Raw genomic sequence first — 16736 nt, 5'->3', positions numbered from 1 at the left:
AAAACGGGTAACTTCCCTATGCTCCTCTCCTACGATCGCAACCGAAAATTACCCACAGCAAAAGACTTACCATCAGACGACGAAACACCTGTGGATAATGAATTACAAAATGATCTTCCCAACTTACTAAGAGCGATGCTTGCGTTAATATGGGCTTCAAGAATGGATTGGTTTTTTGGTGTGGATATGGGAATATATTATGATCCAGATCAACCCGCGATCGTTCCAGATGGTTTTTTAAGTATCGGAGTACCTCGTATCATCGATGAAGACTTACGTTTATCTTATTTGTTGTGGGAAGAAGAAAAACTCCCAATTTTAGTCTTAGAAGTAGTATCACAAACCAGACGAGAAGAATACACGACAAAAAAAGATTTTTATCAAGAGATGGGCATATTATATTATGTGATACATAACCCATTACGAAAAAGAAAACAAAAATTAGAAGTGTATAAATTAATCAACGGAAAATATGAATTACTTAATGGTGAAGCAGTGTGGTTTACCGAAATAGGTATCGGAATAAAAAGAGAAAGGGGAACTTATCAAGGAGTTGTACGAGAATGGTTATACTGGATGGATGAGCAGGGAAATCGTTATTTAACCCCGGAAGAGCAAATTAAAGACGCTCAACAACAAGCTCAAATTGCACAACAACAAGCTCAAGAAGCACAACGACAAACTCAAGCAGCGCAACGACAAACTCAGGAAGCACAACAACAAGCTTTAGAAGCGCAACGACGAACAGAATTACTAGAAGAAAGATTGAGAAGATTAGGGATTGATCTTGATGAACTGTGATAAAACAAACTGCTCACGAAGAAGTCGATCGCATATTTCTTGTTCCCATACCAGCAATTGTTCTTTAAACTCAGCTTTATGTAAATCACCGCGCCATAAAATTAAAGCATCTTCCCCAGTTTGATGATAATAACCTTTGCGTCGTCCTGCCACAGAGAAGCCAAATTTTTGATATAAAGATAATGCCACATCGTTCGATACTCTAACTTCTAGTGTGGCGCGTTCTAACTGACGTTCAACCGCATCTTTAAGTAAAGCATACAGTAATAATTGACCATTACCGCGACCTTGATAGTCGGGATGAATGGAAATGAGGGTAATGTGAGCTTCTTCTAAAATAGCCCAGAAACAGCCACAACCGATAATTTTATCATATTTGGGGTTAATGGGGACAGACAGGCTTAAAAGACAACTATTAGGGCTTTCTAGCTCTCTTTTGTAGCCATCTATAGTCCAAATACCACCCAAACAAATTCGATCGAGTTCAACAATTTGGGGGAGATGTTCAAGACTAGAGGGTTGAAGATGTAATGTAGTGAGGGACATCGATGCAACGTTTTGTTAATAAGAGTCCTCACCTACTCTAACAGCAGATGAGGACAGAGGACTTGACTTTTATAGAAAAGCTAGGTCTTAAATATTGCGGGATTCTTCGCCAAAAATTTGAGTTCTTAAAGCTTCAATTTCAGTCAATAACTCTTGACGGTTAGAGGCTTTCCAAAGATAGCGATAAATAAACCAAGCAGAGTAAATGAGTCCGATCAGTTGCATCAGAGGCGAAATGAGAGGAAGATCATTGATGGCATCAAGAACCGCTAGAATAACTTTAACGGTAATCACACTACCAACGATCAAACCGAGGGTCGTGAGAAATTTTTTATTGCTAGGATAAGCAAACCATTCGCCAATGTAGTCAGGAACTTTAGCAAGATAGTTTCGTACTGACTCCCAAATTGGGATAACATACTCTTGCATAATTTGGTCTGTGGTATTGGGTTTAGTCAGCGATCCTGGCGCGTCTGGTCTAATTGTGGGCTTGGTTTCCGTGGGTTTAAATGATTCCATATATATTTGACCGATCCTTAATGTTAGGTTTGACTCTCTTGTACAGAGCAGACAGTCGTCTAAAAAGTCAGACTCTACCTATCTTTGCTCATATTATCAGACAGTTTTGATAGCTTACTCAATATTTCTCAACAACTATTAAGAATTAACTCAAATGACTTCTCATTTTAGGTTAATGTTGCTGCAAGCTTACATTCTATGACACTTTTTGTCCATAAAGAGAATAGATCTAACTTACGATGTAATTCTCATCTATTCAACTTTCCTTGTTCAATGAGTACTAAATTCTTTCCATTGGGGCTACTGTAGGATCGAGGATTTTTTGACCAAGTCCCGAAAACTTAACCGCTAGGTTTGTTCGTTTACCACCCGCTAGAATGTGGGTTACTTCTCCTTCACCAAAAATTGAATGGTATATGCGATCGCCTACTTCCCAAGATATATCTTTTGTGGTTTGATGTGAGCGTTTCGTTGAACTAACGGAAGAATTTTGACGTGTTTTCGTTTTTACGTTAGTGGTAACTAATTCTTGGGGAATTTCTTCTAAAAATTGTGACGGAATTTTGCCCTCTCTATTACCCCATACAAACCGTTCTTTAGTATGGGTTAAAAAAAGTTGTTCTTGGGCGCGAGTCACTCCAACATAACATAAACGGCGTTCTTCCTCGATGGATAAAGGATCACCTAGACTTCTCATATGAGGTAATGTTCCTTGTTCTAAACCGACGAGAAAGACGACGGGAAATTCTAACCCTTTTGCTGAGTGTAATGTCATTAATGATACTTTTTCTTGTCCTTCACGCAAGTCATCTAAATCAGATGATAGAGAAGCAGTTGCTAAATAGTCTTGTATGCTGTTACTTTCGGTGTCTTCAGTAAACTTTAAAACAGCATTATACAACTCAAAAACGTTGGCTAAACGGTTATCTGCTTCTTCTGTTCCTTTGTTTTTCAATTCGGCAATATAACCCGATTGTTCCATTAATTGTAGTAAGATCTCGGCTACGGGCAAGGTTTCAATTTGAGCTTGAAAGGTTTGTAATAATTTGACAAATTGATTAATCGATTTTACCGCACGTCCAGCTATTGTACTAACCGATGTTTCATCACTAAGAATTTCCCATAAAGGGACACCTAATTCTTGAGATGCAGTGACTAAACTTTCGATGGTTGTTTTTCCAATTCCACGACGCGGAGTATTTAATATTCTGAGTAAGCTAACGGTATCGGATGGGTTAGATATGACTTTTAGATATGCGATCGCGTCTTTAATTTCTTGACGATCATAGAATTTAAAACCTCCCACAATCTGATAAGGAATATTACTATTAACCAGCCGATCCTCAAAAGGTCGAGAATGAGCGTTCATTCTATATAAAATTGCAAAACTTCCCCAGTTTAATTCTGGATTATTTCGTCTAAATTCTTTAATTTTATTAATCACAAATTCAGCTTCTATTTCTTCATTATCTGCACGATAACAAAATATAGTATCACCGATTCCTCTAGTCGCTTTGAGAATTTTATCAATTCTTTGAGTATTATTTTCAATTAATTTATTAGCAGCTTGTAAAATATTCTCTCTAGAGCGATAATTTTCTTCTAGCTTAATCATTGTACGAGTATCATCATCTGGTAATCCGTCGCCAAAATCGGATTGAAAATTTAACAGAATGGTAAAATCTGCCATCCGAAAACTATAAATCGATTGATCCGCATCTCCGACGACAAAAATCGATCGATCTTTCCAGTTCCATTCTTTTTTATTCGGTTCGTCATTGGTCGAAAGGAGTCGAATTAATTCATATTGAATACGGTTTGTATCTTGATATTCATCGACTAAAATATGTTTAAACTGATTATGCCAATAACCTAAAATAGATTCGTTTTGCTCAAATAATCGTACAGGAATTAAAATCAAATCATCAAAATCTAAAGCATTATTAGCGGCTAATTGTGCTTGATATTCTTCGTATATTTCGGTAATAATTTTTCCTTTATATTCGGGATTTTCCCGCAAATATTGAGCCGGAGATAAACCTAAATTTTTTGCCTTACTAATTTCATAGCGTACGGAACGAGCCTCAAATTTTTTCTCATCTAATTTTAATTGTTTAGTAATAATATTTTTAATCAAACTTTGGACATCAGAATCATCCATTATAGAAAAATTGCGTTGCCAAGTCCGACCTTTTTCATCACGATATTTATTGATATCGTAGCGTAAAATACGAGAACACAAACTATGAAATGTCCCGATCCAAAGCTTTTTAGTGATATTTTTATAAATTTGAGAAAATAATTGTTTTTGCTGATATTCCTTTAATAATTCTAAGCGTTGCTCATATTTTTCGATAGCCAACTCTTGAGCAAAAGTTTTTTCGATCCGTTCTTTCATTTCACGCGCCGCTTTATTAGTAAAAGTAACTGCTAAAATATTTTCTGGATCGACTTTATGATATAAAATTAAATGAGCAATTCGGTAGGTCAACGCTCTTGTTTTTCCTGAACCTGCGCCCGCAACCACTAATAATGGCCCACAAAAATGCTTGACAGCCCGTCGTTGCGAAGGGTTTAACTGATCTAAATAACTTGTTTGAGTGGTCATAAATATAAAAGTGTTGCGTCTTTTCTAATCTCATTTTAACGAGCTTTGGTATTAAAGAAGGGTTTGGCAACCAAACCCCTACATAATATATGTTCACCCGTAGGGGCTTGATTTCTAAGCCCACAACAATTAGACATCTAAAGGGTTTGGACTCCCTACCCCTACATTAGTTATGGATAAAAACTCATTTGAGGTAAACCTAATGCTTCATCCCAACCCATCATGAGATTTAAACATTGTACCGCTTGACCGGCTTGACCTTTGATTAAGTTATCGATCGCAGACATGACAATAATGCGATCGGTCCTCGGATCGACTTCAATACCGATGTAACATAAATTCGTCCCACAAGCCCATTTAGTTTGCGGATAAACCCCAGTTGGCAGAATTTTGACAAAACTAGAGGAACGATAAAAAGCCCCGTAAATCGTGATTAAATCCTCTCTGACGAGACCAGGATCGCGCAGAGTCGCGTAGACGGTTGCTAAAATCCCTCGAACCATCGGAATAAGATGAGGAGTAAATTGTACTCTAACTTCGTGTCCCGCTAAATCACTACAAATTTGCTCGATTTCGGGAGTATGACGATGTTTTGCTACGCCATACGCCCCTAATGAGTTATCGGCTTCTGCGAGTAGCATATTAACTTTTGCCTGACGACCTCCACCCGATGTCCCTGATTTTGCGTCAATAATTGCGGTTTCTGGAACAATTAAACCTTGTTTAAGTAAAGGAGATAATGCAAGTATACTAGCAGTCGGATAGCAACCAGGACAACCAATGAGAGGAGAGGCTTTAATTTCTTCTCGATAGAGTTCAGGAAGTCCATAAACGGCTTTTTGGGCTGTTTTTTGGTCGGTTCGGTCTTTTTTGTACCAAGTCGTATAAGTTTCTAAATCTTTGAAACGATAATCCGCCGATAGGTCTAAAACTTTACAACCTTTTTCGACTAAAATTGGCGCAAGATCACAAGCAATACCATTGGGTAAACCTAAGAATACTACTTCACACCGCGAGGCAATAACATCTATATCAATCGGTTCAACGTTTAAACTGACTTTGTGGAATAAATGAGGATAAAGATCAGTGTAGGGCTTTCCCGCACTACTATCACCGCCTAAATATACGATTTCTACTTCTGGATGTTCCATCAATAGACGGATTAACTGGACTCCACCATATCCGGAAGCCCCGACAATGCCTACTGGTACTCGTTTTGGGTTGCCCATATCTCTCTTGTGTTTCGTGTTATACGCTCTTGTTTACTTAAAAGTCTCACTTTGGCTGCATTCTATTACTAAATCTGGAATTTGGATCAAAATTTTTTATTGATATTGGCTAAAGTGGTTAGGTAGACTGTTTTAGAAATTAAGTTAGATTTGTCATTAATCCTACTCTATTAACCTTGACTATTCTTCAACAAGCTTTATTAACTCAAGTTGCTAAGACTTTTCCTGATGCTGTTTTTTATAAAAAGACAACACAACGCCTAGTGGCTCTTACGATCGATGATATCCCCACTCCCAATGAACCTGATGATCAATCGACTCATCTTATTTTAGATGCGATCGCCGAGCATAATCAATCGATTACTAATCCGAATCAACAAGCAAGAGCTACTTTTTTCGTGATTAGTAATCATCTATGCCAAGAAACCGAGCTTTTACAAACCATTTTGGACCAAGGTCATGAAATCGGCAATCATGGTTTAGAAGATATTCTTGTCGCGGAACTTTATCCCGAACAATTTCAGCATCACTTAGAACAAGCACATCATTGTATTTCTGGGTTGTGTGGTAAACCTTTGCGTTGGTATCGCCCTGGACGAGCTTTTTATAACCCAAAAATGCTAGAAATTTTAAGAGAAACACCCGATTATGAGCCTCGCTTTGCCCTTGGTTCGATGATTCCCCTAGATACAAATTCTTGGTCAGAACATCCTCAGTTTACCGCTTGGTATACCTCACAGTTTATTTTCCCAGGTTCAATCCTTGTTTTACACGGTGGTACAGTGACTCGTTCTGAAAATACAGCCATTGCCTTGAAAACTATCTTAAAAACTCTCACTGAACAAAACTATCGTGTTGTGACCCTGAGTGAATTATGGGATAGTCATCGGTAGAGTACCCCTAAATAGTGTATCCTGTAGTTCAAAATTATAATAAATTCGCCGTGAAAAAAATTTCTATTTTAGGTTCTACAGGTTCAATTGGAACCCAAACCCTTGATATTGTCTCTCAATATCCTGAGCAATTTCAGGTGATTGGATTAGCCACAGGTAATAATGTAGAGTTACTGGCACAACAGATTCGGACTTTTCGTCCCCAAATTGTCGCTATTTGTAATGAGTCTCATTTATCTACTCTAAAAACTCTAATTGCAGACATTGATTATTCTCCGATTATTCTTACAGGTGATGAGGGAATTATTGAAGTAGCGCGATATGGCGACTCCCAAAGTGTGGTGACAGGAATTGTCGGATGTGCAGGATTATTACCCACAATAGCAGCCATTGAAGCGGGTAAAGATATTGCTTTAGCCAACAAAGAAACCTTAATTGCAGGTGGACCAGTTGTACTACCTTTAGTCGAAAAACATCAAGTGAAACTTTTACCCGCAGACTCGGAACATTCCGCGATTTTCCAATGTTTAGAAGGGGTTCGAGATGGTGGACTCAGACGAATTATTTTAACGGCTTCGGGCGGTTCTTTTCGGGATCTACCCACCGAGAAATTAGCGTCTGTTACGGTACAGGATGCCCTTAAACACCCTAATTGGTCGATGGGACGCAAAATCACCATCGATTCGGCAACACTGATGAATAAGGGTTTAGAGGTCATTGAGGCTCATTATTTGTTTGGCATGGATTATGAGGCGATCGATATTGTTATTCATCCCCAAAGTATTATTCACTCGTTGATTGAATTACAGGATACATCGGTACTAGCTCAATTGGGTTGGCCAGATATGCGCTTACCCCTTTTATATGCTTTGTCTTGGCCAGAGCGAATTTATACCGATTGGGAGAGGTTAGATTTGGTAAAAGCAGGTAGTTTAACATTCTCTGAACCTGATCATCAAAAATATCCTTGTATGCAGTTAGCTTATGCAGCCGGAAGAGAAGGCGGTGCAATGCCGGCGGTTTTAAATGCAGCCAATGAACAAGCAGTGGCCTTATTTTTAGAGGAACAAATCGGCTTTTTAGATATTCCAAAATTAATTGAGAAAGTCTGCGATCGTTTTACGAGTCAAAATACAACAACACCAACATTAGAGGATATTTTAGAAGCAGACGGGTGGGCGAGAAAAGAAGTCCTTAACATGAAGGAACAGTTGAAGAAAGACCCTAAATTTGTGGCGATTCGATAAGCGACTAAACGTAAATTAATAGGACAATAGAGGAGTGAGTTTTGTTAGGAACAATTAAAGATAAAGCAAGCAGTTTTCGGCGACGGTTGCCAATTGATGAGCATTGGTGGACTAAATATGATCTGTTAAGAGTGTTAGTCAGACGAGATTTAGATGCTCGTTATAAAGGATCGGTTATTGGCAATCTTTGGCCATTGTTGAATCAATTATCTCAATTATTTATTTATATTTATGTTTTTTCCGTTGTTCTCAAAGTTAAATTGAGCTTACATGGTATAGCAGGAGATAGTCATCTAACTTTTGGGTTGTGGTTATTTGCGGGAATCTTGCCTTGGTTGGCTTTTTCTGGGGGACTAGCTCAGTCGGCTACTTCTGTCGTTAATCAAAATAATTTTGTAAAAAAAGTTGTTTTTCCTCTTGCTTTATTACCTCTTGTTCCTATTTTATCAATCTTTATTGAAACGTCTTTTGGTCTAGCTGCTTTAATTGTTGCAGTTGCTCTAATGATTCATCAGCTACCCGTTACTTTAGCTCTTTTGCCTTTAATTTGGATGCCTCAATTATTATTAACTGCTGGATTAGGTTATATTTTTGCAGGTTTAACGGTTTTTTTACGAGATATCCCTCAAACATTAACTGTTATTCTCAACTTTTGGTTTTATTTAACACCGATTATTTATCCTATTACATCAATTCCTCCGAAATTCCGTTTTATTGTAAATTGGCTAAATCCGATGACAGCATTATCCGAAGTTTATCGAGACTTAATTTTAGTAGGTAAAATTCAACATTGGGGAGAGTGGGGGGTACTTTGGATTGTTTCTCTTGTTGTTTTTATAATTGGTTTTACAATTTATCGAAAATTACGTCCGGCTTTTGCTGATGTTTTATAAATAATCATTTTTGCGGCGGGGTTTCATTGAACGTGTAATAACTTTCTTTGAAACCCTTTTTTGTAATCTTTTACAACCTTTCTTTAAGAAAGCAAGAAAGTGATTTTTTGAATCTCGAACTCAAACACTTTAAGCTGATTTCTGAATGTCTATTTGAATAATTGGTAAATTACTACCATGATCAACAGAGTATGCTTTAAACTGTTGTACTCCTTTCAGTTGATTATTTATAATAATACTATCATTTTTATTTTTGGAACAAAGACTTACTTGATCTGGCTTTGACAAATAAAAATTCCATTGATGCAAACCATGATAATTTTCTCTTTCGCCTTCGTTTTCAATAACAATAACGACAACCCATCCTCCTGGTTTACAGACTTCTAACATATTTTGAATGCAAAGAAGTGGATCATAAGCATGATCAAGGGCATTAGCAGAATGAACAAGATCAAAACTATTTTTTTCAAAAACTTTACTTAAATCTTCACCAGCTACTTTTTGAATGTTGGCTCTTTCTGCTAATCCAATTGCTCGCAGCATACTATTATATTCTTCTGCTAGAGGATCACAAGCTGTTAGTTCAATAGTAGCGCTTGGCAATAATGTACCTACAGTGGTTACAGGACCTGAACCGACATCTAAAACTTTGATAGTTGTATCTGATAACTGATTAAAAAGAGCCGAGAAAGGAAAAGGTTTATTAATCATTTCTATTCGCTCTTTGTTGATTGATTGATCATTCAACCATTCTTTCCAAAATGAAATTTCTTCGGGTAAATTATCTGACCAAACGGCAAAAGATGTTTCCATAAACTTTGATTACTCAATAAATACCAAGATTAATGAAAATTTTACATCATAGATTAATTATGTTACAAAAGCTAAATATTTTTTTAAGATAATAATGGTGTGGGGAAGCAGACTAATCGAACTTCTTTTGGGAGGGCGATCGTACAGAACAAAAAAATCTACAAAGTTGAGTCGTGTGCCATGCCATACCAAATAGGGCGTGTGATAACTTTCTCTAAAACCCTTTTCTTGTAACCTTTTGCCACCCTGAGAGCGATTTTTTTTCCTGTATAGAAAATATCGCTTCTTGAATGCAGCGACTTGACTTTTGTCATCATTGCCTGTAACTTAGCTGAGTAAGTCAAGTGTGTGATTTTCTTAAGTTAGCTTAGATTAGAGTAAGAGTGAGGAGCGTCTAACCCCCCATGAGTCAAGAGGAAGTTATATCTCTAGAAGGTATATCTAAGTGTTATAAACAGTATGCTCATCCAATAGATAGACTAAAAGAACTCATACTCCCAACACATTCGAGAGCTACAGAATTTTGGGCGTTGAGAAATGTTGATTTAAGTATTAACCAAGGAGAAACACTTGGAATTATCGGGCGCAATGGCTCTGGAAAAAGCACATTACTGCAAATTATCGTCGGAACTTTAACGCCTACATCAGGTCAATTACAAGTAAAGGGCAGAATCTCGGCTCTATTAGAATTAGGGAGTGGCTTTAACATAGAGTTTACAGGCCGTCAAAACGTTTTTTTCAATGGCCGGCTATTAGGTTTAGAACAAGACGAAATCGAAAAAAGATTCGATGAAATTGCTGCGTTTGCTGATATTGGTCATTTTATTGATCAGCCCGTTAAAACTTATTCTAGTGGGATGTTTGTCCGTCTTGCTTTTGCTGTTGCAATTAATGTCGATCCAGATATTCTGATTGTAGATGAAGCTCTAGCTGTGGGTGACGAAGCTTTTCAACGAAAATGTTTCTCTCGAATTCGAGGTTTTAGAGAACAGGGAAAAACTATTTTATTTGTTTCTCATGCCGCTTCTTCAATAATTGAATTATGCAGTCGTTCTATTTTAGTTGATCGGGGTGAAATTATCCTCTCAGGTTCACCAAAACTGATCATTGCTAAATATCATAAACTTCTCTACTGTCCTAATGACCAAATTGATACTTTTAGAGAAGAAATAAAACAATTAAATCGCTCAGAAGAAAATTCTTTAGCCAATGCGACTTTAATGGGCGATTCTGAGGCTCCATCTTTGCAGTTATTAAACAATCATCAGGCTAAGGAAAGCAAAATAGTCAAAAAATTAGAGCCGTTTTACGATCCTCATTTAAAGCCTGAAAGTAGCGTTTTTTATATTACCAGAGGAGCCGAAATTAGTGACCCCTATTTAACTACACTGGAAGGGGACAAAGTTAATCATTTAGTTCGCGGCGAGGAATACATTTATCACTACACTGTTAATTTTTCTGAAGATGCCTATCAAGTCAGATTTGGTATGTTAATTAAAACGATCAGTGGTTTTTTCCTAGGAGGTGCCGCCTCACATCCTATCAATAAAATGATCGAATTTATTCCAGCAAATACAACGGCTAAAGTAGAATTTAAGTTTACTTGTCTGTTACTTCCAGGGGTTTACTTTCTTAATAACGGGGTGTTAGGTCTGATTGATGGTGAAGAATGTTATTTACATAGATGTGTAGATATTTTAATGTTTAGAGTTCAGTCAGAAGAGGAACTCATCGCAACTCAAACAGTCGATTTTCTGATTGAACCAAATGTTTCTTTATGTTTAGAGCAATGTAAGATTATCGCCTAAGAAAAATAGTGACACAAAAAAAATTAGATAAGGATAGATAAGGATAAATAGTAATGAATAATTCATCAACTCTTATTATTACAGGGATGCACCGTTCAGGAACTTCTCTGACAGCTTCTTTATTACAAAGTGCAGGAGTAAATATTGGTCAAGAATTAATGAGTGCTTCTCAAGGAAATGCAAAAGGTTATTTTGAAAATTTAGATTTTGTCGATTTTCACGAACAGGTTTTAATTGCTCAGGGTTTTGCTAAAGAAGGATGGACTTTAAATAAAGATATTACGGTTCCTGAAAACTATTTAGAAAAAGCTAGACAACTCATTCAAAACAATCAAAATGACTCAGTTTGGGGCTGGAAAGATCCTCGAACAACGCTTTTTTTATCTTTTTGGTCGAAATGGCTTCCTGATGCTAAATATATTTTTATTTTTCGTTCTCCTTGGGAAGTTGTTGATTCTTTATTTAGACGAGGCAATTCTGGGGATGAAATTTTTACTCATAATCCTAATTTAGCTCTTGAACTTTGGCAAAGTTATAACCAAATTGCTTTAGATTTTTATAATAATTATCCAGAAAAATGTGTTTTACTTCATCTTAATACGATCACCGAAAATCCCAAAATATTAACTCAGATTATTGAGCAAAAATTTCAAATGAAATTAGGTAATTGTGCTTATTTATTTGAACAATCTTACTTAAATCGTGCAGTGGATTTTCATAGATTAGTATTATTAAAGCGTTATTTTCCTCAAGCGATCGAGCTCTACTTGACTCTTAATCAAAGTGCTGATCTGTACTATCAAGATGAACAACTAGACGCTTTATTATCAGCAAAAATTGATAGTTATCTCAATCAAAAAGCATGGGTACTTCAAGATTGGTTAAACATTCGTAAATCAGAGAAGATTGTTAAACAGTTACAATCCCAACTCCAGCAAACACAAACTGAGTTAGAGCAAGCCCGAACTCAACTCCAGCAGACTCAAGTAGAATTAAATCAATCTTGTATTAAATTACAAGAAACTCAAATTGAATTAAATCAATCTCATGTACAACTACAAGAAACTCAAATTGAGTTAAATCAATCTTATATACAACTACAAGAAACTCAAGCCGAATTAAATCAATCTTATATACAACTACAAGAAACTCAAACCGAATTAAATCAATCTCATGTCAATTTACAACAGATTCAAACTGAATTAAATCAATTCCATTTTGAGCTACAGCATACTCATAAAGAATTAAATCAATCTTATATTAAATTACATCAGACCCAATCGGAATTAAATGAATCTCACCTCAAACTGTATCAAGCACAACTAGAAACTCAAGAATCTCAGACACAACTTCATATTACTCAAGCTGAGTTAAGGCACATATCAGCACAATATCAATTAACCCAAGACGAATTAGACAGATCGCAAACTCAACTCGAATTCACACAAGACGAATTAGTCCGATCGCAAACCCAACTCGAATTTACACAAGACGAATTAGTCCGATCGCAAACTCAACTTGAATTTACACAAAACGAATTAGTCCGATCGCAAACCCAACTCGAATTTACACAAGACGAATTAGACAGATCGCAAACTCAACTCGAACTGACTTGGACTAAATTACAAAAATCGCAAGCTCAACTCCAACAAATGCAAACTGAGTTGCAAAAATCTCAATTACAGCTTGAAAGAACACAAACTGCGTTTGAGCAGATTTCTGTACAATCCAAACCGAAGCAGTTAGAGTTACACCAATCTCAAACACAACTGCAAGATCTACAAAAAGCATACCAGAAAGTTTGCGGTCAATTAGAACAGGCGAAAATTCTCATTACAGCAATGGAGAGTAGTAAATTCTGGAAACTGCGTTCTTTATGGTTGAAAGTAAAGGGCAAATTTGGTCTATTAGAAGAACAAATGAGCCAAAAACAAGTAGATGACTTTCTTGAACCGATTGTCCCGCTATACTTACCAGAAAGTGCGTTATTTGTCAAGGAAAATGAGGGATTAGATGAGGATTATAAGTTTACTGAAATTAGCCCAACAGATGATTTAGTAGGACACTTAGACTTACCCACAAATAAAGAAAGAAACCAAACGGGACTTTTATTAGTTTCAGGTTGGGTTTTTAGCAAAAATGACAGGATTCAAACATTACTAATCGAAAAAGAGGATCTTAGCAAAGAACAAATTACTTATGGCTTATTACGCCCAGATGTATCGAGCCAATATCCAGAGATTTCAGAGGCCCAAATGTCTGGCTTTCAGTGGCAGATTGCTTTAGGCGATAATTTTACTGGCTTGATCGAGATTCGCATTTCGGCAATCCTTGAAAAAACTCAACAAGAAATTTGTTGTTTTAAAAGACAAGTTACCCTCGAAAGTAATGGCTCTCAGACCGTCTCAAAGGCACCGAACGACGAAAACCTCGTTTTTATAGGCAATCCTCATACAGTCCATGCCTGGCAAGAGCAAGATTTTTATCAAAGATGGCGATCTAACAACCATCTAACCGCGAAACTCTTGCTACAAATGAAAGACGATGCGATTCGGCTTCAACTCAACAAAGGAGTAAAAATTAGTCTGATTGTCCCCGTCTATAACACTCCCAAAAAATTTCTATTGGAAATGTTGCGAAGTGTTCTAGCACAGACCTATTCTAATTGGGAATTGTGTATCGCTGATGATGCGTCTGAAGACATCCACGTCAAAACAATGCTTAAAGAATTCATGGCGGCTGATTCTCGGATTAAAGTGATCTTTCGCGCAGAAAATGGTCATATTGTCAAGGCAACCAACTCGGCTTTAGACTTGGCAACGGGTGATTATATTGCATTACTGGATCATGACGATACCCTCTCTCTTGATGCTTTACAGCATATCGCGGAGTGCATTGCCAAAAACCCTAATTTAGATTGGATCTATACCGATGAAGACAAAATTGATCCAGACGGTAATCATTACGATCCACAAATGAAAGGTCAATGGAGTCCAGAAATGGCACTCACCCACAACTATACCCATCATTTGGCTGTCTTTCGCCGATCTTTAGTCGAGCAAGTTGGACGTATGAGAGAAGGATATGAAGGAGCGCAAGATCTAGACTTATTCTTACGCATCAGCGAACAGACAACAGCCGATCGAATTGAGCATATTGCCCAAGTTTGCTATCATTGGCGTTCTCATTTAGATAGTACGGCATCTTGTGGTGGGCAAAAGCAGTATGTTTTTGATAATGCTTATCGCTCGATTGTAGAAGCACTTGAACGTAGAGGCCTCAAGGCGAAACCTTTTCTACCGGCGATCGCTAAACAATATGCGATGTGTCTCCATCAACTGCGCTGGGAGCCCTCACTGCAACAAGAACATTTAGTGACCATTATTATTCCGACGAAAGATCGAGCCGATCTTTTAAAACGATGTATTACAAGTCTAGAAAAGACTGTTAATCCAGCGTCCGTTAAGCTTTTAATTATCGACGATTCTTCAACAGAAGTCGCCACACAGGACTATTTTAATGAGCTACAACAACAGCAATTTTGGTCTTGTCAAGTTGTTTCCTCAAATCGGCAAAATGAACCGTTTAACTATGCCCGTTTGATGAATTTAGCCATTAACTACGTCGATACTCCTTATATACTACATCTCAATAATGATGTAGAAGCGATCTTCACTGGATGGCTAGAAGATATGATTGGTTGGATGAGTATTGCGGGTGTGGGAGTTGTTGGAGCAAGACTACTTTATCCCAATCAAGCGATACAACACGGAGGAGTCGTCATCGGTTCTCATGATGGTTTAGCCGATCATCTTTTCCATAACTTACCCATAGAAGCGGTTGGTTATCTAGCTTTACCTCATGCTGCACGCAATGTCTCAGCAGTAACGGGCGCTTGTTTACTCACCTCCACTGAGCTTTATCGAGAACTACAGGGATTTGATGAAGAACGGTTTGGGGTACAATATAACGACGTGGATTACTGTTTAAAAGCAATTCAATCTGGACGACGAGTGGTTTATACGCCTCAAGCAACCCTCATTCATCAAACCAGTGCATCTCGAGGACAAGACTATAATTTTGAAGAACATCTTAACTTTTTGAATCTGTATCCCGATTTTCGAGATCCATTTTTTAGCCCTAACTTAAATATTGATTCTATGCTGATGGAAATCGATCCTCATTATTTCTGTCATACTCAAAGAGCTAAAAATCTAAAAATTCTTTTGATTACTCATAATCTGAATTTAGAAGGCGCACCTTTAATGCTATATGAGTTAGCTAAATATTGTGTGCATTCCGAAAACTATCAAGTACATCTTATCTCGCCCCAAGATGGTATTTTACGGCAAAGATTAGAAGATTTAGGAGTCCAAGTTACTTTTTATCCTAGTCAAATTTCTTGTCCTAATAAAACAATTTATTCTCTTAAACAAGAGTTAGAGCAATTAGGAAATCAGCTTAATCTCAAAGATTATGATTTAGTTATTACTAATACATTAGGGGGATTTTGGGGCGTTGAATTAGCGAATTTATTTAAGGTGCCTAGTATGTGGTATATCCACGAAAGTACATCTATTGATCTATTTTGTCAATCCTATGAAAAATCAATTCAGTCTGTGATATTAAACTGTTTTACTACAGCCAAGCGCATTGTCTTTGTGGCTGAAGCAACTCGTAGATTATTTCATAGTTTAGATATAAAAGGTAATTTTCAAGTTATCCACGGTGGAATTAATTTACAAGAAATCAATTATTTTCGCCAAATTTATAAAAAATCTGAGTTACGGCGCAAATATGGCATTGCTGAAGATCATATTGTTATTTCAATCATTGGCACAACTTGTGAACGCAAAGGACAACATATTTTTCTAGATGCGCTTAATGAATTAAAGAAAATTAATCCTGAAGATTTTTCTAAAATTACTGCTTTAATTGTAGGAGGAAGACAAGGAAAATATTTAGAACTTTTGACCCAAAGAGTCCAAAAACTTAATTTAGATAATGTCTTTATTTATCAGGAAACTGATGAAGTTTATGATTTTTTCCATCTTAGCGATATTTTCGTCTGTGCTAGTCTTGAAGAATCATTCCCAAGAGTTATTTTAGAAGCGATGGCTTTTGAATTACAAATAATTAGTACAGATGTATTTGGTATTCCCGAAATGATTAGCGATGGTGTAGAGGGATATCTGGTTAAATCGGGTAATCATCAAGCTTTAGCGATCGGGATTAATAACTGTTTACGAAATCCTAAACATTCCGCTAAAATGGCGAGAAATGGCTATTTAACCGTTCAGCGAAAATTTAATGCTCAACGTCTCTTGAAAAAACATCTAGAAACCCTGAAAAAAGTTTCCTTAAGTTAGATTTGCTCAA

11 protein-coding genes are annotated in these 16736 nt (G+C 36.9%); 6 read left to right on the top strand and 5 right to left on the bottom strand.

Annotation, left to right across the window (positions count from 1 at the left end):
- Window positions 1-18: 18 nt before the first annotated feature.
- Window positions 19-801 (top strand): Uma2 family endonuclease, encoded by a 783-nt coding sequence (locus C7H19_RS02495; protein WP_106455309.1) that lies wholly within the window; start codon window positions 19-21, stop codon window positions 799-801.
- Here C7H19_RS02495 and rimI read toward each other — a convergent pair.
- From rimI to argC, 4 genes are all read right to left on the bottom strand, one after another.
- Window positions 775-1347, bottom strand: a complete 573-nt coding sequence (gene rimI / locus C7H19_RS02490) for a ribosomal protein S18-alanine N-acetyltransferase (RefSeq protein ID WP_106455308.1) — start codon at window positions 1345-1347, stop codon at window positions 775-777. The genes C7H19_RS02495 and rimI overlap by 27 nt on opposite strands.
- Window positions 1348-1434: 87 nt before the next feature.
- Window positions 1435-1866, bottom strand: a complete 432-nt coding sequence (locus tag C7H19_RS02485; protein WP_106455307.1) for a CAAD domain-containing protein — start codon at window positions 1864-1866, stop codon at window positions 1435-1437.
- 280 nt (window positions 1867-2146) lie between these two features.
- On the bottom strand, window positions 2147-4474 hold the full coding sequence (gene pcrA / locus C7H19_RS02480; RefSeq protein ID WP_106455306.1) for a DNA helicase PcrA: 2328 nt from the start codon (window positions 4472-4474) through the stop codon (window positions 2147-2149).
- 170 nt (window positions 4475-4644) lie between these two features.
- The gene (gene argC / locus C7H19_RS02475; RefSeq protein WP_106455305.1) at window positions 4645-5703 is read right to left on the bottom strand and encodes an N-acetyl-gamma-glutamyl-phosphate reductase; all 1059 of its coding nucleotides are present in this window, start codon (window positions 5701-5703) and stop codon (window positions 4645-4647) included.
- A gap of 176 nt (window positions 5704-5879) precedes the next feature.
- Between argC and C7H19_RS02470 the strand changes: the two genes are divergently transcribed.
- Genes C7H19_RS02470 through C7H19_RS02460 form a run of 3 tightly spaced genes read left to right on the top strand, consistent with a single transcriptional unit; the run spans window position 5880 to window position 8736 of the window.
- Complete coding sequence (locus C7H19_RS02470; protein ID WP_181280508.1) at window positions 5880-6596, top strand: polysaccharide deacetylase family protein; 717 nt, start codon at window positions 5880-5882, stop codon at window positions 6594-6596.
- Between the two features lie 50 nt (window positions 6597-6646).
- A complete protein-coding gene (gene dxr, locus C7H19_RS02465; protein ID WP_106455479.1) occupies window positions 6647-7843 on the top strand; it encodes a 1-deoxy-D-xylulose-5-phosphate reductoisomerase in 1197 nt (398 codons plus the stop codon).
- Between the two features lie 41 nt (window positions 7844-7884).
- The gene (locus C7H19_RS02460) at window positions 7885-8736 is read left to right on the top strand and encodes an ABC transporter permease (protein ID WP_106455303.1); all 852 of its coding nucleotides are present in this window, start codon (window positions 7885-7887) and stop codon (window positions 8734-8736) included.
- Between the two features lie 129 nt (window positions 8737-8865).
- Here the strand turns inward: C7H19_RS02460 and C7H19_RS02455 are convergent, their stop codons facing one another.
- On the bottom strand, window positions 8866-9549 hold the full coding sequence (locus C7H19_RS02455; protein WP_106455302.1) for a class I SAM-dependent methyltransferase: 684 nt from the start codon (window positions 9547-9549) through the stop codon (window positions 8866-8868).
- A gap of 404 nt (window positions 9550-9953) precedes the next feature.
- Between C7H19_RS02455 and C7H19_RS02450 the strand changes: the two genes are divergently transcribed.
- Both C7H19_RS02450 and C7H19_RS02445 read left to right on the top strand, forming a co-directional pair.
- Entirely contained in the window at window positions 9954-11357 is a 1404-nt protein-coding gene (locus C7H19_RS02450) for an ABC transporter ATP-binding protein (RefSeq protein WP_106455301.1), read from the top strand.
- 53 nt (window positions 11358-11410) lie between these two features.
- Window positions 11411-16726: a glycosyltransferase gene (locus C7H19_RS02445; RefSeq protein ID WP_106455300.1), complete on the top strand. Its 5316-nt coding sequence runs from the start codon at window positions 11411-11413 to the stop codon at window positions 16724-16726.
- Window positions 16727-16736 lie beyond the last annotated feature (10 nt).

Source organism: Aphanothece hegewaldii CCALA 016, from assembly GCF_003007785.1.
In the GTDB taxonomy this organism is placed as follows: Bacteria; Cyanobacteriota; Cyanobacteriia; order Cyanobacteriales; family Microcystaceae; genus Chroococcus; species Chroococcus hegewaldii.
This window is presented reverse-complemented; position numbering and strand designations above follow the sequence as displayed.